This window comes from Serratia sp. CY52157, assembly GCF_052168495.1.
Lineage (GTDB): Bacteria > Pseudomonadota > Gammaproteobacteria > Enterobacterales > Enterobacteriaceae > Serratia > Serratia ureilytica.
Genome location: NZ_JBJNMO010000003.1, coordinates 80,816 through 101,371 on the forward strand (window position 1 = coordinate 80,816; position 20,556 = coordinate 101,371).

Below are 20,556 nucleotides of genomic sequence, written 5' to 3' on the forward strand. Positions count from 1 at the left end.
CTACAGGAGTCAGCATGCCTATCCAGGTGTTACCGCCACAGCTCGCCAACCAGATCGCCGCCGGAGAGGTGGTTGAACGCCCCGCGTCGGTCGTCAAAGAGCTGGTGGAAAACAGCCTGGACGCCGGTGCGACGCGCATCGATATCGATATCGAACGCGGCGGCGCCAAGTTGATCCGCATTCGCGACAACGGCTGCGGCATCGGCAAGGACGATCTGGCGCTGGCGCTGGCGCGGCACGCCACCAGTAAAATCAGCACGCTCGACGACCTGGAGGCGATCGTCAGCCTCGGTTTTCGCGGCGAAGCGCTGGCCAGCATCAGCTCGGTTTCCCGTTTGACCCTGACGTCGCGCACCGCAGACCAGAGCGAAGCGTGGCAAGCCTATGCCGAAGGGCGCGAACAGGCGGTGACGGTCAAACCCGCCGCGCACCCGGTCGGCAGCACGCTGGAAGTGCTGGATCTGTTTTACAACACCCCGGCGCGCCGCAAGTTCATGCGCACCGAGAAAACCGAATTCGGCCATATCGATGAAGTGGTGCGGCGCATCGCGCTGGCGCGCTTCGATGTGGCGATCAACCTCAGCCACAACGGCAAACTGATCCGCCAATATCGTGCGGCGAAGGAAGAAAGCCAGCACGAGCGCCGTTTGGGCAGCATCTGCGGCCCGGCGTTTTTGCAGCATGCGCTGAACATCGACTGGCAGCATGGCGATCTGAGCATCCGCGGTTGGGTGGCGGATCCGGACGGGGCGCGCCAGCTGGGTGAAATGCAGTATTGCTACGTCAACAGCCGCATGATGCGCGATCGCTTGATCAACCACGCCATTCGTCAGGCCTATCAGGATCAGCTGAAAGACGATCAGCAGCCCGCTTACGTGTTGTATCTGGAGGTGGATCCGCACCAGGTGGACGTCAACGTTCATCCCGCCAAACACGAGGTGCGTTTCCATCAGGCGCGGCTGGTGCACGATTTTATCTACCAGGCGGTGACCACGGTGCTGCAACAGGCCGGGCAGACGCCGTCGCTGCCGCTGGCGGAAACGCCTGACGAGGCGCCTGCGCCGGTCTGGCAGCAGGAAAACCGCGTCGCCGCCGGCGGCAACCATTTTTCACAGCCGGCGCCGCGTCGCGAAACGCCGCCACCGGCCGGCGCTGCCCGCGAGCGCGCGCCGCAGCCCGGTTGGCAAACGGCGGGCGGTTACCAGAAACGCGAAGGCGAGCTGTACGGCAAACTGATGCGGCCTGCCGCCGAGCCGCAGGCTGAGGCCGCGCCGGAAGCCCCGAGTCGGCCGCCGCTGTTCCCACCGGTGAAAGCCGCCGTGGAAACGCCGTTGGCGAGCGGGCAACACAGCTTTGGCCGGGTGCTGATGATCCATCCGCCGTGCTACGCACTGATTGAACAGCGCCAGCAGCCGGCGTTGCTCAACCTGACGGTGGCCGAGCGCTGGCTGCGCCAGGCGCAGCTCAATCCGCCGACGGAAGGGCTGCGGCCGCAGCCGCTGCTGATCCCAGTCAAGCTGACGTTGGACAAGAACGAAGCGGCGGCCATCGCGCGGCATCAGGCGCTGCTGACGATGATGGGGCTGGATTTGCAGACGGATCACGGCCGTGTGACGCTGCGCGCAGTGCCTTTACCATTACGCCAACAAAATTTACAAAAACTGATACCCGAACTGTTAGGCTATCTGGCCGAGCATCAGGAGATGTCGCCCGCGGTGTTGGCCACCTGGCTCGCTCGCCGTCTCGGCAGCGAACATGAACAGTGGAACACCTCGCAAGCGATACAATTGCTGACCGACGTTGAACGACTTTGCCCGCAGCTGGTCAAATCGCCACCGAGCGGACTTTTACAACCCGTTGATTTACAGGCCGCACTGGCGGCCCTCAAGCATGACTGAAACTGAAATGACATCACGTCCCCCGGCTATTTTCATTATGGGGCCGACCGCCTCGGGCAAGACCGCGCTGGCGATCGCGCTGCGCGAGCGCCTGCCGGTGGAACTGATCAGCGTCGATTCCGCGCTGATTTATCGCGGCATGGATATCGGCACCGCCAAGCCGAGCGCCGAAGAATTGGCGCAGGCGCCGCATCGGCTGATCGATATTCGCGATCCCGCCGAAGCTTACTCGGCTGCGGAGTTCCGCGCCGATGCGCTGAAAGAGATGGCCGACATCACCGCCGCCGGCCGCATTCCGCTGTTGGTGGGCGGCACCATGTTGTATTTCAAGGCGTTGCTGGAAGGATTGTCGCCGTTGCCGTCCGCCGATCCCGCGGTGCGCGAGCGCATCGAACGGCAAGCGGCGGAGCAGGGCTGGGAGGCGCTGCACCGTCAGTTACAGGCGATCGATCCGGTCGCGGCAGTGAGAATTCATCCGAATGATCCGCAGAGACTGTCCAGAGCACTGGAAGTTTTTTTTATTTCGGGTAAAACTTTAACGGAACTGACTAAAATTTCGGGTGAATCGTTACCGTATCAAGTTCACCAATTTGCGATAGCGCCGACCAGCCGTGAGTTGATCCATCAACGCATCGAGCTGCGGTACCATCACATGTTGGCGGCGGGTTTTGAGACGGAAGCGCGTGCACTTTTCGCACGGGGTGATTTGCATACGGACTTGCCCTCCATTCGCTGTGTCGGTTACCGCCAGATGTGGTCATACTTGTCTGGTGAAATTAGTTACGATGAGATGGTTTATCGTGGTATTTGCGCAACACGTCAGTTGGCTAAACGCCAGATGACCTGGTTACGGGGTTGGGAGTCGGTCCATTGGTTGGACAGTGAAAAGCCGGGAGAGGCTTTGGACTCGGTGACACAGGTTGTTAGTGCATAGGTTGGGTGATTGTGTACAATTGCTGAGTATTCAGCGCGCAAATTTTTTACGTCGTTTATTTTAGAGCCGACAGGTTCTTAGTTACAAACAACAAGCAAATAAGGAAAAGATAGAATGGCTAAGGGGCAATCTTTGCAAGATCCGTTCCTGAACGCATTGCGTCGTGAACGTGTTCCGGTTTCTATTTATTTGGTGAATGGTATTAAGCTGCAAGGCCAGATTGAGTCTTTTGACCAGTTTGTCATCCTGTTGAAGAACACGGTTAGCCAGATGGTGTACAAGCACGCTATCTCTACCGTTGTCCCGTCACGCCCGGTCTCGCATCACAGCAACAATCCGAGCGGCGGTTCAAGCAACTATCACCATGGTAACAATCCGTCTGCGCAGCAACAGCCGCAGCAGGAAAGCGATGACGCTGAATAAAGCGCGTTGCAAGTCAACCATGACGGGGAGCATAAGCAGCCGCGTGCTGTTTATGTCCCCCAAACTCACGGTGAGTGTCCGTTTGAGAGGTTGCACGCTTGTTTGACCGTTATGAAGCCGGTGAGCAGGCCGTACTGGTTCATATCTATTTCTCGCAAGACAAAGATACGGAAGATCTCAGCGAGTTCGAATCGCTGGTCTCCTCAGCCGGTGTAGAAGCTTTGCAAGTGGTGACTGGTAGCCGCAAAGCCCCGCATCCGAAGTACTTTGTCGGTGAAGGAAAGGCCGAAGAAATTGCAGATGCGGTGAAAGCCAGCGGCGCGTCTGTTGTCCTGTTTGATCATTCCCTTTCCCCGGCGCAGGAAAGAAACCTCGAGCGCCTGTGCGAATGCCGGGTGATCGATCGCACCGGGCTGATTTTAGACATTTTCGCCCAGCGTGCCCGCACCCATGAAGGTAAGCTGCAGGTGGAGCTGGCGCAGCTGCGTCACATCGCCACGCGTCTGGTACGCGGCTGGACGCACCTGGAGCGGCAAAAAGGGGGGATAGGCCTGCGCGGGCCGGGGGAAACCCAGCTTGAGACCGACCGTCGCCTGTTACGCGATCGCATCAGCTTGATTCTGCGCCGCCTGGAGCGGGTAGAGAAGCAGCGTGAACAAGGCCGACGCGCGCGGACCCGCGCCGATGTGCCGACCGTATCGCTGGTGGGCTATACCAACGCCGGCAAATCCACCCTGTTTAACCGAATAACGTCTGCCGAGGTGTATGCGGCGGACCAGCTATTTGCCACCCTGGATCCTACGTTGCGGCGCATTGACGTGCCGGACGTGGGGGATACCGTGTTGGCGGATACCGTAGGCTTTATCCGGCACCTGCCGCACGATCTGGTGGCCGCCTTCAAGGCGACGCTGCAGGAGACGCGCCAGGCCTCTTTGCTGCTGCACGTCATCGACGCGGCGGATCCGCGTGTCGACGAGAACATCGACGCGGTGAACACCGTGCTGGCGGAGATAGACTCGGATGAAATCCCTACACTGTTAGTGATGAACAAAATAGATATGCTGGACGATTTTGTGCCGCGTATCGACCGCAACGATGAAAACCTGCCGATCCGGGTGTGGCTGTCCGCCGCCAGCGGAGAGGGTATTCCGTTGCTGTATCAGGCGTTGACGGAGCGCTTATCGGGGGAGATCGCGCATTACGAATTGCGCTTACCGCCACGGGCAGGCCGTCTTCGCAGCCGTTTTTACCAGCTTCAGGCGATTGAAAAAGAGTGGAACGAAGAGGACGGCAGCATTGGCGTGGTGGTGCGAATGCCGATCGTCGAATGGCGTCGTCTCTGCAAGCAAGAACAGGACCTGATTGACTTTATCGTATGATCATATCCTGTTACATTTATGCTTCGCGAAAGCCTGAAGTACCCAATCACAGAATATGGAGCTAAAACATGGCGTGGAATCAGCCCGGTAATAACGGACAGGACCGCGACCCGTGGGGGAGCAGCAATAACAATGGCGGCAACTCTGGCGGTAACAACAAAGGCGGTCGTGATCAAGGGCCACCTGATTTGGATGATATCTTCCGCAAACTGAGCAAGAAATTGAGCGGTTTTGGCGGGGGCAAAGGCTCCAACAGCAATAGCGGCGGCACCGGGGCCTCCGGCCCGGGCTTCAGCGGCCGCATTATCGGTATCGCGGCGGTTGCCGTGGTGGTGATCTGGGCCGCCAGCGGCTTCTACACCATCAAGGAAGCCGAGCGCGGCGTCGTGACGCGTTTCGGTAAGTTCAGCCACCTGGTGCAGCCGGGCCTGAACTGGAAGCCGACCTTCATCGACGACGTGCGTCCGGTGAACGTGGAATCCGTGCGTGAGCTGGCGGCGTCCGGCGTGATGCTGACCTCCGATGAAAACGTGGTGCGCGTGGAAATGAACGTACAGTACCGCGTGACCAATCCGGAAGCGTACCTGTTCAGCGTCGTCAATGCCGACGACAGCCTGAGCCAGGCGACCGACAGCGCCCTGCGCGGCGTGATCGGCAAATACTCGATGGATCGCATCCTGACCGAAGGCCGTACCGTGGTGCGTAACGATACGCAGCGCATGCTGGAAGAGACTATTCGTCCTTACAACATGGGCATCACGCTGCTGGACGTCAACTTCCAGGCGGCGCGTCCGCCGGAAGAGGTGAAGGCGTCGTTCGACGATGCGATCGCCGCGCGTGAGAACGAGCAGCAATACATCCGTGAAGCGGAAGCTTACGCCAACGAAGTTCAGCCGCGTGCGAACGGCCAGGCGCAGCGTCTGCTGGAAGACTCCAAGGCTTATAAAGACCGCACCGTCCTGGAAGCTCAGGGTGAGGTGGCGCGCTTTGCCAAGCTGTTGCCGGAATACAAGTCCGCACCGCAGATCACCCGCGAGCGTCTGTATATCGAAACCATGGAAAAAGTGCTGGGCCATACCCGTAAGGTGTTGGTGAGCGACAAAGGCAACAACCTGATGGTGCTGCCGCTGGATCAGATGCTGCGCGGCCAAGGCGCGGCGACGGAGAGCGGCAACAAGGATACCAGCCTGATTCGCCTCAATCCGAATCCAGCGCCGGCTGCCAACAGCAGCACTCCGCGCACCAGCAGCGGATCGGTTATGGATCAGCGCCGGGCGAATGCGCAGCGTGACGACACCACTCGCGTAGGGAGAGAGTAATCAATGCGTAAGTCTTTTGTAGTTATTGTCCTCGCGGTGCTGGTGGTGCTGTACGCTTCGCTGTTCGTGGTGCAGGAAGGCCAGCGTGGCATCGTGCTGCGCTTCGGCAAAGTGCTGCGCGACGGCGAAAACAAGCCGCTGGTGTATGCGCCGGGTCTGCACCTCAAGATCCCGTTCATTGAGACCGTGAAGAACCTGGATGCGCGTATCCAGACCATGGACAACCAGGCCGATCGCTTCGTGACCAGCGAGAAGAAAGACCTGATCGTTGACTCCTATCTGAAGTGGCGCATCAGCGATTTCAGCCGCTACTATCTGGCGACCGGCGGCGGCGACGTCTCCCAGGCCGAAGTGCTGCTGAAGCGTAAGTTCAGCGACCGTCTGCGTTCCGAGATTGGCCGCCTGGACGTGAAAGACATCGTGACCGACTCGCGCGGCAAGCTGATGTCTGACGTGCGTGACGCGCTGAACACCGGCACCGTGGGTGACGGCGAAGAAGTGGCGACCACCGAAGCCGATGACGCTATCGCCTCTGCGGCGGCGCGCGTTGAGCGGGAAACCACCGGCAAACAGCCGCAGGTGAACCCGAACAGCATGGCGGCGTTGGGCATCGAAGTGATCGACGTGCGTATCAAGCAGATCAACCTGCCGGCCGAAGTCTCCGACGCCATCTACCAGCGTATGCGCGCCGAGCGTGAAGCGGTAGCCCGTCGCCTGCGCTCGCAGGGCCAGGAAGAAGCCGAGAAACTGCGCGCCAGCGCGGACTACGAAGTGACCCGTACCCTGGCGGAAGCCGAGCGTCAGGCGCGTATCACCCGTGGTGAAGGCGATGCTGAAGCAGCCAAGCTGTTCGCCAACGCGTTCAGCCAGGATCCGGACTTCTATGCCTTTATCCGCAGCCTGCGTGCCTATGAAGCCAGCTTCAAGGACAACCAGGACGTGCTGGTACTGAGCCCTGACAGCGATTTCTTCCGCTACATGAAGTCGCCTGATACCCTGCGCAAATAAGCGCGGCAGGCAATCTGATCGAGGGCCCGTTTTCGCGGGCCCTTTCTCGTTTTGGGGGATGCATGAACTCAACGATTTGGCTGGCGCTCGGGCTGGTCCTCGTGCTGGAAGGATTGGGGCCGATGCTGTTTCCGCAGGCCTGGCGCAAAATGATTGTGGCGATGTCGCAGTTGCCGGACGCGACGCTGCGGCGATTTGGCGGTGGAATAGTGGTTGCGGGCTGCGTGATCTACTACATGTTGAGCGGCCACACGGGTCTTTAAAGTCTAGCCCAAAATTTATGCAATCGTATGCTAAAAGTGCTGAAAATCGAAAATTACGGTGGTAGAATCCATTTTTAAGCAATCGGTGATTTTGAAAAATGGGTAAGAACGTCGTCGTACTGGGCACCCAATGGGGTGACGAAGGTAAAGGCAAGGTTGTAGACCTGCTGACTGAACGGGCTCAATATGTTGTGCGCTACCAAGGTGGCCATAACGCTGGCCACACTCTGGTAATCAACGGTGAAAAAACCGTTCTTCATTTAATTCCTTCAGGCATTCTGCGTGAAAACGTCACCAGCATCATCGGCAACGGTGTTGTTCTGGCGCCGGACGCGTTGATGAAAGAAATGGGTGAACTCGAAGCGCGTGGCATCCCGGTACGCGAACGTTTGTTACTCTCTGAAGCTTGCCCGTTGATCCTGCCTTACCACGTTGCGTTGGATAACGCGCGTGAGAAAGCGCGCGGCGCGAAAGCGATCGGCACCACCGGTCGCGGCATCGGCCCGGCTTACGAAGATAAAGTGGCTCGTCGCGGTCTGCGCGTCGGCGATCTGTTCAACAAAGAAACCTTCGCCGTTAAGCTGAAAGAGATCGTCGATTACCACAACTTCCAACTGGTCAACTACTACAAAGTTGAAGCCGTCGATTATCAGGCGACGCTGGACTACGTGCTGTCTATCGCCGATATCCTGACCGCGATGGTGGTTGACGTTTCCGAACTGCTGGACGGCGCGCGCAAGCGTGGCGATCTGATCATGTTCGAAGGCGCTCAGGGCACCCTGCTGGATATCGACCACGGTACTTACCCGTATGTGACCTCTTCCAACACCACCGCCGGCGGCGTGGCTACCGGTTCCGGTATCGGCCCGCGTTATGTGGACTACGTGCTGGGCATCGTGAAAGCCTACTCCACTCGCGTGGGTGCAGGCCCGTTCCCAACCGAGCTGTTCGATGAAACCGGCGAGTACCTGTGCAAGCAGGGTAACGAGTTCGGCGCCACCACCGGCCGTCGTCGTCGTACCGGCTGGCTGGACGCGGTAGCGGTGCGTCGCGCGGTGCAGATCAACTCCCTGTCTGGCTTCTGCCTGACCAAACTGGACGTCCTGGACGGCCTGAAAGAAGTGAAGATCTGCGTGGGTTACCGCATGCCGGACGGCCGTGAAGTGGACACCACTCCGCTGGCGGCTGAAGGCTGGGAAGGCATTGAGCCTATCTACGAAACCATGCCGGGCTGGAGCGAAACCACCTTTGGCGTGAAAGAGCACAGCAAGCTGCCTCAGGCTGCGCTGAACTACATCAAGCGCATCGAAGAAGTGACCGGCGTACCGGTAGACATCATCTCTACCGGCCCGGATCGCAGCGAAACCATGATCCTGCGCGACCCGTTCGACGCATAATCAGGCTTTGCGGCATTAAACAAACCGGGCGTGTCCCGGTTTGTTTTTATCCTGACTCCCTCCGATTGCGGTTTCACGTCAAAAAATCCTTTCATAAACCCGCCTTAGGGCGCGGGATTCGCTAAATAATTAGCGACGAACTCTCCGGCTGGTTTATTATCCAATGAGTAATCTTTTGAATAGCGCCGAAAAGCGGCGTATCAGACGGGTAAAACGATACCCAGAGGTAAGATGTGCAGTTAACAAGTTTTACTGATTATGGTCTGCGGGCGTTGATCTACATGGCCTCGTTGCCGCAGGACAAGATGACCAGTATCTCGGAAGTGACCGAGGTTTACGGCGTGTCTCGCAACCATATGGTGAAGATCATCAATCAGTTGAGCCGGGTCGGTTTTGTCACGGCGGTGCGCGGCAAGCATGGCGGCATCCGTTTGGGCAAACCGGCCGAGAGCATTCGCCTCGGCGACGTGGTGCGGGCGCTGGAGCCGCTTGCGCTGGTTAACTGCAGCAGCGAGTTTTGCCACATCACCCCTGCCTGCCGACTGAAGCAGGTGCTCCAACAGGGCGTACAGAATTTCCTTGAAGAGCTGGATAAGCATACGTTGGCCGATATGGTCGAAGACAATCCGCCGCTCTACAAGCTATTGCTTGTCGAATAAAACGACGTTGAGAAGACAAGGCTCAACGTCATCCTGCTGATGACAACGGAGGAACCGCAATGTCACAAGATCCATTCCTGGAACGAGAAGCAGAAAAATACGAATCCCCCATCCCCAGTCGTGAATATATCCTGGCCCATTTGGCGAAACGTGAAACGCCGGCCAGCCGCGAAGAACTGGGCAACGAACTGGGCCTCAGCGGTGAAGAGCAGCTGGAAGCGCTGCGCCGCCGCCTGCGCGCCATGGAGCGCGATGGCCAGTTAGTGTTTACCCGCCGCCAGTGCTACGCGCTGCCGGAACGTCTGGATCTGCTGCGCGGCACGGTGATCGGCCACCGCGACGGCTACGGCTTCCTGCGCGTGGAAGGCAGCAAAGACGATCTGTACCTGTCTGCCGAACAGATGAAAATGGCGATCCACGGTGACGTGGTGCTGGCGCAGGCCTTGGGCGCGGATCGCAAAGGGCGCCGCGAAGCGCGCATCGTGCGCGTGCTGGTGCCGAAAACCAGCCAGATCGTCGGCCGCTTCTTCATGGATGCCGGCACCGGCTTCGTGGTGCCGGACGACAGCCGTCTGAGCTTCGATATTCTGATCCCGGCGGACAGCGTCAGCGGCGCGCGCATGGGCTTTATGGTGGTGGTGGAGCTGACGCAGCGTCCGACCCGTCGCACCAAGGCGGTCGGCAAGATCGTCGAGATCCTCGGCGACAAGATGGGCACCAGCATGGCGGTGGACATCGCGCTGCGCACCCATGAGATCCCGCATACCTGGCCGCCGCAGGTGGAAAAGCAGGTGGCCGATCTCAGTGAGCAGGTGCCGGAAGCGGCCAAGAAGGGCCGCGTCGATCTGCGCAAGCTGCCGTTGGTCACCATCGACGGTGAAGACGCACGCGACTTCGATGACGCCGTGTACTGCGAGAAAAAACGCGGCGGCGGCTGGCGCCTGTGGGTTGCGATCGCCGACGTCAGCTACTACGTGCGCCCGCGCACCGCGCTGGACGACGAAGCTCGCAGCCGCGGCAACTCGGTATATTTCCCGTCGCAGGTGATCCCGATGCTGCCGGAAGTGCTGTCCAACGGGCTGTGCTCCCTGAACCCGCAGGTCGATCGCTTGTGCATGGTGTGCGAGATGACCATCTCCGCCCAGGGGCGCCTGTCCACGGCCAAGTTCTACGAGGCGGTGATGAGCTCCCACGCCCGCCTGACCTACAACAAGGTGTGGCACATTCTGCAGGGCGATCAGGAGCTGCGCGAGCATTACCACCCGCTGGTCAAGCACCTGGAAGAGCTGCACGCCATGTACAAGGTGCTGGATAAGGCGCGCGCCGAGCGCGGCGGCATCGCGTTTGAAACCGAAGAAGCCAAATTCATCTTCAACGCCGAACGCCGCATCGAGCGCGTGGAGCCGACGGTGCGCAACGACGCCCACAAGCTGATCGAAGAGTGCATGATCATGGCCAACGTGGCGGCCGCGCGCTTCGTCGAGAAACGCAACGAGCCGGCGCTGTACCGCGTGCACGATCGTCCGAGCGATGACCACATCTCCGCGCTGCGCAGCGTGCTGAGCGAGCTGGGGCTGACGCTGGGCGGCGGCAACAAGCCGCAGCCGAAGGACTATGCGGTGCTGATGGATGAAGTGTCCGAGCGCCCTGACCACGAAATGCTGCAAACCATGTTGCTGCGCTCGATGAAGCAGGCGATTTACGATCCGGAAAACCGCGGCCACTTCGGCCTGGCGCTGGCCTCTTACGGCCACTTCACCTCGCCGATCCGCCGTTATCCGGATCTGGCGTTGCACCGCGCGATCAAATACCAGCTGGCCAAAGAGCATGGCGAGCCGAAAGAGCGCTGGACGCCGACCGGCGGCTGGCACAGCGAATTCGAAGAGATGCTGCAGCTGGGCGAACACTGTTCGATGACCGAGCGCCGCGCGGACGAAGCGACGCGCAACGTCGCCGACTGGCTGAAGTGCGACTTCATGCAGGACCACGTCGGTGAAGTCTTCAGCGGCATTATCTCCAGCGTGACCGGCTTCGGCTTCTTCGTGCGCCTGAACGATCTGTTCATCGACGGGCTGGTGCACGTATCAACGCTGGATAATGATTACTATCGCTACGATAATATCGGCCAGCGCCTGATCGGCGAATCTTCCGGCACGGTCTATCGCCTGGGGGATACGGTGGAGATCCGCGTGGATGCGGTGCATATGGACGAGCGCAAGATCGACTTCGCGCTGGTGTCCAGTACCCGCAAAGCGCGCGGTGAAGGCAAAACCGAGCGCGATCGCGCCAAGAAGGGCGGCCAACGCACGCTGCGCGACAGCGGCAATGCGGGGCGCGGCAAGCGCCGCGGCGGCAAACCGCCGGCCAACTTCGAGCCGGACAGCGCCTTCCGTAAGCAGGATGACGCCAAGCCCGCGGACAACGTGAAGAAGGCGAAAAAGAAAGCCAAGAAAGCGTCCGACAAAACGCGGAAAATCGCGGCGGCGACCAAAGCCAAACGCGCAGCCAAGAAGAAAGGTGCCGAGCAGGCTTAACCTGCCGCACATCGTTACCATCGGCCGGTTATCGCCGGCCGCACGACTTTAAAAGAGCATCATGAGCGAAATTATTTACGGCATCCACGCCGTCAAAGCCCTGTTAGAGCGCGATCCGCAACGCTTCCTGGAAGTGTTTATCCTGAAAGGCCGCGAAGATCGCCGCCTGCAGCCGCTGATCGCCGAGCTGGAAGCGACCGGCATCGTGATCCAGGTGGCGAATCGCCAATGGCTGGATGACAAGGTTGAAGGCGCGGTGCACCAGGGGATCATCGCCCGGGTGCGCGAAGGGCGTCAGTATCAGGAGAACGATCTGCCGGGCCTGTTGGAGAGCGTGGAAACGCCATTCCTGCTGGTGCTGGACGGCGTGACCGACCCGCATAACCTCGGCGCCTGCCTGCGCAGCGCCGATGCGGCCGGCGTGCACGCGGTGATCGTGCCCCGCGATCGTTCCGCCCAGTTGAACGCCACCGCCAAGAAAGTGGCCTGCGGCGCCGCCGAAAACGTGCCGTTGATCCGCGTGACCAATCTGGCGCGCACGCTGCGTCTGCTGCAAGAGATGAATGTCTGGGTCGTCGGCACCGCCGGCGAAGCCGACCATACCCTGTATCAGAGCAAAATGACCGGCCCGATGGCGCTGGTGATGGGCGCGGAAGGCGAAGGCATGCGCCGCCTGACCCGCGAACACTGCGATGAGCTGATCAGCATCCCGATGGCCGGTACCGTCTCTTCACTGAACGTGTCGGTCGCCACCGGCATCTGCCTGTTCGAAGCGGTGCGCCAGCGCGGCTGATTCTTCTGACGGGGGCGCCGTGCTCCCGTTAATTCCCCCTCTTGTGATCCCGCCTGCGGCAGAAATCTCTGCGCCGACCATACTTACTCCTGACGCTTTTTTCAGGGAGCACTCTCATGGTCTGGACTACGCACACCGTTTTTAACCAACCCAAGCCGCTGGGTAACAGCAACCTGTTTCTCTCCGATACGCCGCTGCGCGAAGCGTTGCAGCGCGAGCAAGGCGGTTGGGACGCCGAGGTATTGGCTTCGCTGGGCCAGCAGCTCGGCACGCAGGAGTCGCTGGAGCTGGGGCGGCTGGCCAACGCCAACCCGCCGGAGCTGCTGCGCTACGATGCCACCGGCCAGCGGCTGGACGACGTTCGCTTTCACCCGGCCTGGCATATCCTGATGCAGGGGCTGATCGCCAACCGGGTGCACAACCTGCCCTGGCAGGAGGATGCGCGCATCGGTTCCTTCGTGGCGCGCGCCGCGCGCTTTATGCTGCATGCGCAGGTCGAGGCCGGCACGCTCTGCCCGGTGACCATGACCTTCGGCGCCACGCCGCTGCTGCTGCAGGCGTTACCGGCCGAGTTTCGCGCCTGGCTGACGCCGCTGCTGTCGGATCGTTATGACGCTCATCTGCTGCCGGGCGGGCAAAAGCGCGGCCTGCTGATCGGCATGGGCATGACAGAGAAGCAGGGCGGCTCCGATGTCTTGAGCAATACCACCACCGCCACGCCGCTCGGCGCGCGCGGGCCGGGCGAAGCCTACCGGCTGGTGGGGCACAAGTGGTTCTTCTCGGTGCCGCAAAGCGATGCGCACCTGGTGCTGGCGCAGGCCGAAGGCGGGCTGTCCTGTTTCTTCCTGCCGCGCATTTTGCCGGACGGCAGCCGCAACGCCATTCGCCTTGAGCGGTTGAAAGACAAGCTGGGCAACCGCTCCAACGCCAGCAGCGAGGTGGAGTTTCAGGACGCCACGGCCTGGCTGCTGGGCGATGAGGGCGACGGGGTGCGGCATATCCTGAAGATGGGCGGCCTGACCCGTTTCGACTGTTCGCTGGGCAGCCACGGCCTGATGCGCCGCGGGCTGTCGGTGGCGCTGTATCATGCGCTGCAGCGGCAGGCGTTCGGCAAATTGTTGATAGAACAACCGCTGATGCGCCAGGTCTTGGCGCGCATGGCGCTGCGGCTGGAAGGGCATACCGCGTTGCTGTTCCGGCTGGCTCGCGCCTGGGAGAGCCGCAGCAATGAAGGCGAACTGATCTACAGCCGGCTGCTGACCCCGGCGGCTAAATACAGCATTTGCCGTCAGGGCATGCCGTTCATCGCCGAGGCGATGGAGGTGCTGGGCGGCATCGGTTACTGCGAGGAGAGTGAGCTGCCGCGCCTGTACCGTGAAATGCCGGTGAACAGCATCTGGGAGGGCTCCGGCAACATCATGTGTCTGGACGTGTTGCGCAGTCTGCATAAACTGCCGGGCGCGCTCGAGATGTTGCAGTTCGAGCTGCAGCCGGTGCGCGGCCAGAATCGGTTGTTCGATCACGCCTGGCGGCAGTGGCAGCAGCGTGCCCGGCAACCGAGCGAGGAGATGGGGCGGCTGCTGACTCAACAGCTGTTCGACCTGTGCTGCGCCGCGCAGCTGCTGCAGCACGCCAGCCCGCTGATCGCCGACGCCTGGTGTCATCTGACGCTGGATCACCGCGGCGAGAGCCTGCTGTCGGCCGAGGCGTGCGAACTTCTGCTGAATCGCGCCATCGGCGGTTAGGGAAAAGGGTGGCGCCCGGCGGCGAAAACCTTTTTAATTCAGCCTCACTCTGACAGGAAAATGCACATGGATATTCTCAGCGCGTTGGCGGCGTTCGCCTCTTACTTCTTCAGCGGCTTCGCCATGATTTTGGTGTTTCTGTTCGTCTATACCCGCATCACCCCGCACGACGAATGGGCGCTGATCAAGGCCGATAATCAATCCGCCGCCTTTGCTTTTATCGGCGCTTGCCTGGGATATGTGATCCCGCTGGCCAGCGCGGCGATCAACTCGATCAGCCTGCTGGATTACCTGCTGTGGGGCGTGGTGGCGCTGGTGGTGCAACTGCTGCTGTTCGCCGCCGTGAAGATCTACATGCCGCGCATCAGCGACAAGATAGAAGCGAATCACCTGGCCGCCGGGATTTTCCTGGGGGGCGTCTCCGTCAGCGGCGGGGTGTTGAATGCGGCTTGCATGAGCTACTAAAGGTATAAGATGGCCGAGGCGCGCCAGCCAAGCGGGTGCGCCTGCTCTTCCATCCGCAGGATGCGGTAATAGCTGGCGCCGTGTTGGTCGGCGGTGCGGGCGATGGCCAGTTCCGCCTCCTGCGGTGAGCCGGGTAAATCGTTGAAGGTGATCTCGGCGATTTCACTGAGCGGCGTAACGCGATCGGCGGGCGCCAGCTCGGCGGACTGTGCGCCGGTGCTGAGCAATCCCATGGAAAGCAAGAGGGAGGTGAGTGCGGTGGAGCGTTTCATGGCGTTCCCCTTCGTCAGATCCTGAATCGACACCCGCAACATGCGGCATGCTGTCCCTCAGTGTGCAACACCCTTCTTCAGCCAGTGCAAAGCCAGTGTAAAGCTGCTTAAAAAATCCCCGCCTTAGCGATACAGGATCGCCTGGGAATACCATTGGCCCGGCACGACGGTTTCGCTGTTCATGATGATCACGTAATAACGGGCGCCGGCGGCGGTGGCCTTGCGTTGGATCTCCGCTTCCACGTCCATCGGGCTGCCGCGCACCACTGCGGTGACGGTGCCCATTTTCACCAGCTCGGCGGTCTGCGCGCGGACGATCTCCTGCGCCTGAGCGGTGGGGGGCGGCGGCGGTTTCGGCGTGGTGGTCATGATGCCGCAGGCGGAAAGCTGTGCGGCCAGCGTCAGGGTAATGAGTGTGCGGGCAATCGTCATGGTGACCTCGTAAGCGCCGGTGCGATGGCTTCAGTGTAACGCAATATAAGCTGTAACAGATTGAGCTAACGCTGCTTCGCGCAAGTTTGTCATGATGAATGCCAACAGGTGAGTTGAGGATGAACGGATGATCGAAATTCATGACGAGCGGGTTGGCGATATCGCGGTGATCCATGCGGTGCCGGCGGGGCAGTATCATCGGCCGCTGCCGACGGTGTTCTTCTGCCATGGCTATACCTCGTCGAAAGAGGTGTACGCTTATTTCGCCTATGCGCTGGCGCGCGCCGGTTTTCGGGCGGTGTTGCCGGATGCCGATCGGCACGGCGAGCGATTCGACGACGATGAGGCGCGGCGCCTGGCGTCATTCTGGGAGATCCTGCGCAGCAATATCGATGAACTGCCGCAGATCAACGCGCATTTTGAGCGGCTTGGCCTGATCGCCGACGGCCGCATCGGCGTCGCCGGCGCCTCAATGGGCGGCATGACCGCGCTTGGCGCCTTCGCGCGCTTTCCGTGGATCCGTGCGGCCGCCAGCCTGATGGGTTCCGGCTATTACCGTGCGCTGGCGCAAACGCTGTATCCGCCGTTGGGCGAGACGGGCGAGGCGCTCTCGCCGACGGCGTTTGCGGCGCGCACCGCCGTGCTGGCGGAGTATGAGCTGGAAGGACGTTTGGCGCAGATTGCCGGGCGGCCGCTGCTGCTGTGGCACGGCGAGACGGACGACGTGGTGCCGGCGGCGGACAGCCTGCGTTTGGCGGCTGAACTGCGGCAGCAAGGTGCGGACGGCCGTTTGACATCGCTCGTCGAGCCGGGCGTGAAGCATCGCATCACGCCGCTGGCGCTGTCCGCCACCACCGATTTCTTTCGCCGCGAATTGTAATGCGCCTCCGGGCGCGATGCGTGGAATTGCGGTGCTCTCTGTAGGCTGTTTCGGTCATTGTTTGACGCATGGCGGAGGAGAATGTCAGCGTGAATTCTTTCAGGGGCGGCAAGGAGCGGAGAGCATGATAAAGGGTATCAGCAATACGGCCGAGACAGCGCGCGGGCTGGCGGGAACGATGAAAGCGCGCGCCGATCTTAACTCAATGGCCTTCAGTGAGATGCTGGGGGCAGCCGACGGCAAGGCGCGGCAAAACAAGGCAAATCCGCTGTCGCGCATCACCGCGCATACGGTGCAAAACATGACGGCGCTGTTCGCCTCCGCGCCGAAAGCGGTGTCCACGCAAACCGCGAAGGCCGGCTCGCTCTCCTTCGAGCAGCGGGCGACGCTGGAGGAAAGCGCCGAACTGCTGCAGGCACGGACAAACTATCTGCGGATGGCGCTGCAATTGCACAATCAGGGCAAGGCGTTCAGCGCGCCGACGTTGCTCAAACTGTGATGGGTGAGGAAGTGGAGCGCCCGACAGGCGGCGCTCCGGTGCGGACTGAACGGGCTTTCTGATGAAGCCCTGGGGATTTCCCTGGCGTGGCGCGTCTTTTTAACGGTACAGCTCGGCGCTGACGTGCATCGTGCTGTTGTCGCCCGGTTCGTGCAGGGCGATGATGCGATAAGAGCTTGCACCGCGTTGATCGGCGATTTTACTGACCTGGCTGCTGGCGTCATCCGGCGAGACCACGTTCTGGTTCAGGGTGACGAAGCCAACGCTCTGGCGTTGATCGGCCTGGTGCGAGGAGATCTCCGTCGCGGCCATCACGTTGGCGGAGAACAGGGCGGCAAGCGCCGTCGCGAGAATGATGCGTTTCATAGTGCCTCTCTTACTTTTTGCCGTTACGGCCTGACAGCGAGTGTCGCTGCGGCAAAAAGTCATTTATCTGCATTGAATAACCTGGAATCTTTTTCGTCGCGCTGTCTGCGGCGGATAAGGTTAATTTTAGTCGGTTGCGGCGGATTAAAAAGCGGGGCGTTTTGATGGCCTTTTTCAAAAAAAATGAAATAGATTTGTGACTCAGCGCTGATTTCATTGAAAGATTTTTGAAACTGATGGATTGGCGTACATAGGTTTCCCCGCCAGCAAATCGTGCTATTTCCCATACCCCCTCTCAATAACGCGAATAAAACCCACGCAGTCCTTGAGTTTCCCGCCCTGCGTCAGTATGATTACGCGTCATTTTTCAGCCGCACACTAAACACGTTCCTTGCTTCCATGGGCCGCGGTTGACCCTGACAGGAGGCTGAATAATCCGTAAGGAGCAATTCGATGCGTCATTACGAAATCGTTTTTATGGTCCATCCTGACCAAAGCGAACAGGTTCCGGGCATGATCGAGCGTTACAGTGCTACCATCACTAACGCGCAAGGTCAGATTCACCGTCTGGAAGACTGGGGCCGCCGTCAGCTGGCTTATCCGATCAACAAACTGCACAAAGCTCACTACGTTCTGCTGAACGTTGAAGCGCCGCAGGAAGCGATCGATGAGCTGGAAACTAACTTCCGCTTCAACGACGCCGTTATCCGCAGCATGGTTATGCGCGTTAAGCACGCGGTAACTGAAGCATCTCCGATGGTTAAAGCGAAAGACGAACGTCGTGGCGATCGCCGCGAAGACTTCGCTAACGAAACCGCAGATGATGCAGATGCTGGGGATTCTGAAGAGTAATTGCCGCCGTGACGGCTAATCGTCTGGTTTTGTCGGGCACTGTGTGCAAGGCGCCGGTTCGAAAAGTGAGTCCTTCCGGGATACCGCACTGCCAATTTGTGCTAGAGCACCGTTCGCAGCAGATGGAAGCCGGATTCAGCAGACAAGCATGGTGCCGAATGCCCGTGGTTGTCAGCGGACAACAGTCACAAGCACTAACTCAAAGATTAACGGTCGGCAGTCAGATTACCGTGCAAGGCTTTGTAAGCTGCCATCAAGGGCGCAACGGGCTGAGCAAATTGGTTCTGCATGCCGAGCAGATTGAATTGATAGATTCTGGAGACTAGCCAAATGGCACGTTATTTCCGTCGTCGCAAGTTCTGCCGTTTCACCGCGGAAGGCGTTCAAGAGATTGACTATAAAGACATCGCTACGCTGAAAAACTACATCACCGAAAGTGGTAAAATTGTACCGAGCCGTATCACCGGTACTCGTGCAAAATATCAGCGCCAGCTGGCCCGTGCTATCAAGCGCGCGCGCTACCTGTCTTTGTTGCCGTACACTGATCGTCATCAGTAATCGGCCACTGTCCATTAACGACTTTGAGAGGATAAGGTAATGCAAGTTATTCTGCTTGATAAAGTAGCAAACCTGGGCAGCCTGGGTGATCAAGTTAACGTTAAAGCGGGCTACGCTCGTAACTTCCTGGTACCACAGGGCAAAGCTGTTCCTGCTACCAAGAAAAACGTTGAGTTCTTCGAAGCACGCCGTGCTGAACTGGAAGCCAAACTGGCTGACGTTCTGGCTGCTGCTGAAGCTCGCGCAACCAAGATCAACGAACTGGGTTCAGTGACCATCGCTTCCAAATCTGGCGACGAAGGTAAACTGTTCGGCTCTATCGGCACCCGCGACATCGCTGACGCAGTGACTGCGGCAGGCGTTGAAGTTGCCAAGAGCGAAGTTCGTCTGCCGAACGGCGTTCTGCGTACCACTGGTGAGCACGAAGTGCACTTCCAGGTACACAGCGACGTGTTCGCACAGCTGAATGTAGTTGTGGTTGCAGAAGCGTAATTTACGCTGCTGTTAACCCGGTTAAAACGCCAGCCTCGCGCTGGCGTTTTGCTTTTCTGCGCCCGGCAAAACGCGCTACGCTAGAAGACGGGATGAAAAGGGAGAGCGTGTGATGGCAACGATTACGCTACAGCGGGTTTACGACTTCAGCGCGCCGGCGCCGGCGCATTGCTATCTGATAGACAGGCTATGGCCGCGCGGCATCAGCAAGGAGAGGCTGGCGGGCGTGCAGTGGTTGAAACAGGTGGCGCCGGATGACGAGCTGCGCAAGTGGTTCCATCAGCATACCGACCAGTGGGAAGCCTTCGAGGCGCGTTACCGCCAACAGCTGGCGGCCAACGACGCCTGGCAGCCGCTGGTGGCGCTGTTGCGGCAGGGGGAGGCGCTGACGCTGCTGTATGGCAGCAAAGATACCGAGCACAACCAGGGCGTGGTGCTGCGCGAGTTTTTGCTGGCGCAGCTTTAGCGATTAGCGTTCCCGGCGGTAGCTGCCGTCGGCCTGGCGGCGGAACAGCGCCTGGCTGTTGTCCACGGTGGTGACCGACAGCGCGTTAATCACGCCGTTGGCGTCGCGTTCGATGCGCACTTCCTGACCGGCTTTCATGTTGCTCAGCGGTTTGTCGCCGCCTTCCACCTGCGCCATGGCGAACACCTCATTCACCGGCAGATTGTTGTCGCGAAACAGCTGGGCCAGCGTCTGGCCGGGCTGGATCTGATAACGCTGCCAGTTGCCCGCCGGCGTCGGTTCGTTGGTCGGCGTGGCGGCGCCACCGCCGTTTTGCAGCTCAGCCTGCAGCGGCACGCTGGTTTCCTGCTGAGAGACCGGGAACGGCTGTCTTTCGGGCGAGTAGGGCCACAGCAACGCCAGCAGCAGAATGATGCCGAAGATCAGCACCCAGCGGCGGTGAAAGTAGGGCAGTGGTTCCATCCAATGGAAACCGTCCGGCAGATGCCAGACTTTGGCCAGCAGCGCTTTGACCCGCTGCATCTTGTCGTTGGCCGACGGCGGTTCCGATGGCGACTCCGCGTCTTCCTGCGTGGGTGCGGCGCCGGGTTTCAGGCGCTGGCTGATGTTCAGCCAGGTGCGCAGCAGCGGCTGGTTGATGCGGGTGGTTTTCCTTCTCCTGGGCGCGATTCTGCCCATGGTGACCTCTCTTCGACGGCGTAATAATAAGCGCGGCGCGGCAAGCGCGTCGCCTGCCCGATATCCTGCTTTCAGTATAGTCCGCTAACTGATTGAAGTGAAAGGCGGCTGAGCGGCAGGGCCGGGGTTTGCGGCTGCGGGCGTTAACAGAAGGTTATTGTTTCTTTTTCTACGACAAAAGTCATCATTCTCCACACAAGATTTTACCCGGCATTGACGCGCTGTTATGCTGCGCTTTCGACTT

25 protein-coding genes are annotated in these 20,556 nt (G+C 60.0%); 20 read left to right on the plus strand and 5 right to left on the minus strand.

The window, feature by feature from the left end; translation table 11 throughout:
- Window positions 1–14 precede the first annotated feature (14 nt).
- The 13 genes from mutL to ACJ8IP_RS14285 all read left to right on the plus strand — a co-directional run bounded on the left by mutL (window position 15) and on the right by ACJ8IP_RS14285 (window position 14,817).
- Window positions 15–1,898 carry a DNA mismatch repair endonuclease MutL gene (mutL, locus tag ACJ8IP_RS14225; RefSeq protein WP_099783302.1) on the plus strand — a complete coding sequence of 628 codons (1,884 nt, stop codon included), beginning with the start codon at window positions 15–17 and terminating at the stop codon, window positions 1,896–1,898.
- Window positions 1,891–2,832 carry a tRNA (adenosine(37)-N6)-dimethylallyltransferase MiaA gene (miaA, locus tag ACJ8IP_RS14230; protein WP_108680083.1) on the plus strand — a complete coding sequence of 314 codons (942 nt, stop codon included), beginning with the start codon at window positions 1,891–1,893 and terminating at the stop codon, window positions 2,830–2,832. The genes mutL and miaA overlap by 8 nt, the downstream gene beginning before the upstream one ends.
- A 114-nt stretch (window positions 2,833–2,946) precedes the next feature.
- Window positions 2,947–3,255, plus strand: a complete 309-nt coding sequence (gene hfq / locus ACJ8IP_RS14235) for an RNA chaperone Hfq (RefSeq protein ID WP_004933678.1) — start codon at window positions 2,947–2,949, stop codon at window positions 3,253–3,255.
- 98 nt (window positions 3,256–3,353) lie between these two features.
- The gene (gene hflX, locus ACJ8IP_RS14240; RefSeq protein ID WP_033641625.1) at window positions 3,354–4,634 is read left to right on the plus strand and encodes a ribosome rescue GTPase HflX; all 1,281 of its coding nucleotides are present in this window, start codon (window positions 3,354–3,356) and stop codon (window positions 4,632–4,634) included.
- A 68-nt stretch (window positions 4,635–4,702) separates the two neighbouring features.
- The gene (hflK, locus tag ACJ8IP_RS14245; RefSeq protein WP_033641626.1) at window positions 4,703–5,953 is read left to right on the plus strand and encodes an FtsH protease activity modulator HflK; all 1,251 of its coding nucleotides are present in this window, start codon (window positions 4,703–4,705) and stop codon (window positions 5,951–5,953) included.
- Between the two features lie 3 nt (window positions 5,954–5,956).
- Complete coding sequence (gene hflC, locus ACJ8IP_RS14250) at window positions 5,957–6,961, plus strand: protease modulator HflC (RefSeq protein ID WP_004933669.1); 1,005 nt, start codon at window positions 5,957–5,959, stop codon at window positions 6,959–6,961.
- Window positions 6,962–7,023: 62 nt separating this feature from the next.
- Window positions 7,024–7,224, plus strand: a complete 201-nt coding sequence (locus tag ACJ8IP_RS14255) for a DUF2065 domain-containing protein (RefSeq protein WP_164106780.1) — start codon at window positions 7,024–7,026, stop codon at window positions 7,222–7,224.
- A gap of 98 nt (window positions 7,225–7,322) precedes the next feature.
- On the plus strand, window positions 7,323–8,621 hold the full coding sequence (locus tag ACJ8IP_RS14260; protein WP_025159583.1) for an adenylosuccinate synthase: 1,299 nt from the start codon (window positions 7,323–7,325) through the stop codon (window positions 8,619–8,621).
- Window positions 8,622–8,854: 233 nt separating this feature from the next.
- Window positions 8,855–9,280, plus strand: a complete 426-nt coding sequence (gene nsrR / locus ACJ8IP_RS14265; RefSeq protein ID WP_015376391.1) for a nitric oxide-sensing transcriptional repressor NsrR — start codon at window positions 8,855–8,857, stop codon at window positions 9,278–9,280.
- A 59-nt stretch (window positions 9,281–9,339) separates the two neighbouring features.
- A complete protein-coding gene (gene rnr / locus ACJ8IP_RS14270; protein ID WP_049205727.1) occupies window positions 9,340–11,814 on the plus strand; it encodes a ribonuclease R in 2,475 nt (824 codons plus the stop codon).
- 61 nt (window positions 11,815–11,875) lie between these two features.
- Window positions 11,876–12,607, plus strand: coding sequence for a 23S rRNA (guanosine(2251)-2'-O)-methyltransferase RlmB (gene rlmB / locus ACJ8IP_RS14275; RefSeq protein ID WP_004933653.1), 732 nt, complete (start codon window positions 11,876–11,878; stop codon window positions 12,605–12,607).
- Window positions 12,608–12,723: 116 nt separating this feature from the next.
- Window positions 12,724–14,352: an isovaleryl-CoA dehydrogenase gene (locus tag ACJ8IP_RS14280; RefSeq protein WP_047025082.1), complete on the plus strand. Its 1,629-nt coding sequence runs from the start codon at window positions 12,724–12,726 to the stop codon at window positions 14,350–14,352.
- 66 nt (window positions 14,353–14,418) lie between these two features.
- Entirely contained in the window at window positions 14,419–14,817 is a 399-nt protein-coding gene (locus ACJ8IP_RS14285) for a DUF350 domain-containing protein (RefSeq protein WP_015376394.1), read from the plus strand.
- Here the strand turns inward: ACJ8IP_RS14285 and ACJ8IP_RS14290 are convergent.
- Both ACJ8IP_RS14290 and bsmA read right to left on the minus strand, forming a co-directional pair.
- Window positions 14,814–15,089, minus strand: a complete 276-nt coding sequence (locus ACJ8IP_RS14290; RefSeq protein ID WP_025305027.1) for a DUF1471 domain-containing protein — start codon at window positions 15,087–15,089, stop codon at window positions 14,814–14,816. The two genes, ACJ8IP_RS14285 and ACJ8IP_RS14290, sit on opposite strands and share 4 nt — an antisense overlap.
- Before the next feature lie 123 nt (window positions 15,090–15,212).
- On the minus strand, window positions 15,213–15,521 hold the full coding sequence (gene bsmA, locus ACJ8IP_RS14295; RefSeq protein ID WP_033651492.1) for a biofilm peroxide resistance protein BsmA: 309 nt from the start codon (window positions 15,519–15,521) through the stop codon (window positions 15,213–15,215).
- A gap of 127 nt (window positions 15,522–15,648) precedes the next feature.
- Between bsmA and yjfP the strand changes: the two genes are divergently transcribed.
- Together yjfP and ACJ8IP_RS14305 are read left to right on the plus strand one after the other, a co-directional pair.
- The gene (gene yjfP / locus ACJ8IP_RS14300) at window positions 15,649–16,401 is read left to right on the plus strand and encodes an esterase (RefSeq protein WP_072626595.1); all 753 of its coding nucleotides are present in this window, start codon (window positions 15,649–15,651) and stop codon (window positions 16,399–16,401) included.
- A gap of 124 nt (window positions 16,402–16,525) precedes the next feature.
- Entirely contained in the window at window positions 16,526–16,900 is a 375-nt protein-coding gene (locus ACJ8IP_RS14305) for a hypothetical protein (RefSeq protein ID WP_072626596.1), read from the plus strand.
- Window positions 16,901–16,999: 99 nt separating this feature from the next.
- On the opposite strand, the gene ACJ8IP_RS14310 is transcribed toward ACJ8IP_RS14305, so the two are convergent.
- Together ACJ8IP_RS14310 and ACJ8IP_RS14315 are read right to left on the minus strand one after the other, a co-directional pair.
- Entirely contained in the window at window positions 17,000–17,266 is a 267-nt protein-coding gene (locus ACJ8IP_RS14310; protein WP_033638913.1) for a DUF1471 domain-containing protein, read from the minus strand.
- A 10-nt stretch (window positions 17,267–17,276) separates the two neighbouring features.
- Window positions 17,277–17,483: a hypothetical protein gene (locus ACJ8IP_RS14315; protein ID WP_129993662.1), complete on the minus strand. Its 207-nt coding sequence runs from the start codon at window positions 17,481–17,483 to the stop codon at window positions 17,277–17,279.
- A 236-nt stretch (window positions 17,484–17,719) separates the two neighbouring features.
- Here ACJ8IP_RS14315 and rpsF point away from each other — a divergent pair, with 236 nt between their 5' ends.
- From rpsF to ACJ8IP_RS14340, 5 genes are all read left to right on the plus strand, one after another.
- The gene (gene rpsF / locus ACJ8IP_RS14320; RefSeq protein ID WP_004933634.1) at window positions 17,720–18,118 is read left to right on the plus strand and encodes a 30S ribosomal protein S6; all 399 of its coding nucleotides are present in this window, start codon (window positions 17,720–17,722) and stop codon (window positions 18,116–18,118) included.
- A gap of 8 nt (window positions 18,119–18,126) precedes the next feature.
- On the plus strand, window positions 18,127–18,444 hold the full coding sequence (priB, locus tag ACJ8IP_RS14325) for a primosomal replication protein N (protein ID WP_049233092.1): 318 nt from the start codon (window positions 18,127–18,129) through the stop codon (window positions 18,442–18,444).
- A 4-nt stretch (window positions 18,445–18,448) separates the two neighbouring features.
- Window positions 18,449–18,676: a 30S ribosomal protein S18 gene (gene rpsR, locus ACJ8IP_RS14330; protein WP_000135199.1), complete on the plus strand. Its 228-nt coding sequence runs from the start codon at window positions 18,449–18,451 to the stop codon at window positions 18,674–18,676.
- Between the two features lie 39 nt (window positions 18,677–18,715).
- Window positions 18,716–19,168, plus strand: coding sequence for a 50S ribosomal protein L9 (gene rplI / locus ACJ8IP_RS14335; protein ID WP_004933629.1), 453 nt, complete (start codon window positions 18,716–18,718; stop codon window positions 19,166–19,168).
- Window positions 19,169–19,280: 112 nt separating this feature from the next.
- Window positions 19,281–19,634 carry a DUF488 domain-containing protein gene (locus tag ACJ8IP_RS14340; RefSeq protein WP_042783523.1) on the plus strand — a complete coding sequence of 118 codons (354 nt, stop codon included), beginning with the start codon at window positions 19,281–19,283 and terminating at the stop codon, window positions 19,632–19,634.
- Between the two features lie 3 nt (window positions 19,635–19,637).
- On the opposite strand, the gene ACJ8IP_RS14345 is transcribed toward ACJ8IP_RS14340, so the two are convergent.
- The gene (locus ACJ8IP_RS14345) at window positions 19,638–20,312 is read right to left on the minus strand and encodes an OapA family protein (RefSeq protein WP_164106782.1); all 675 of its coding nucleotides are present in this window, start codon (window positions 20,310–20,312) and stop codon (window positions 19,638–19,640) included.
- Window positions 20,313–20,556: the final 244 nt, after the last annotated feature.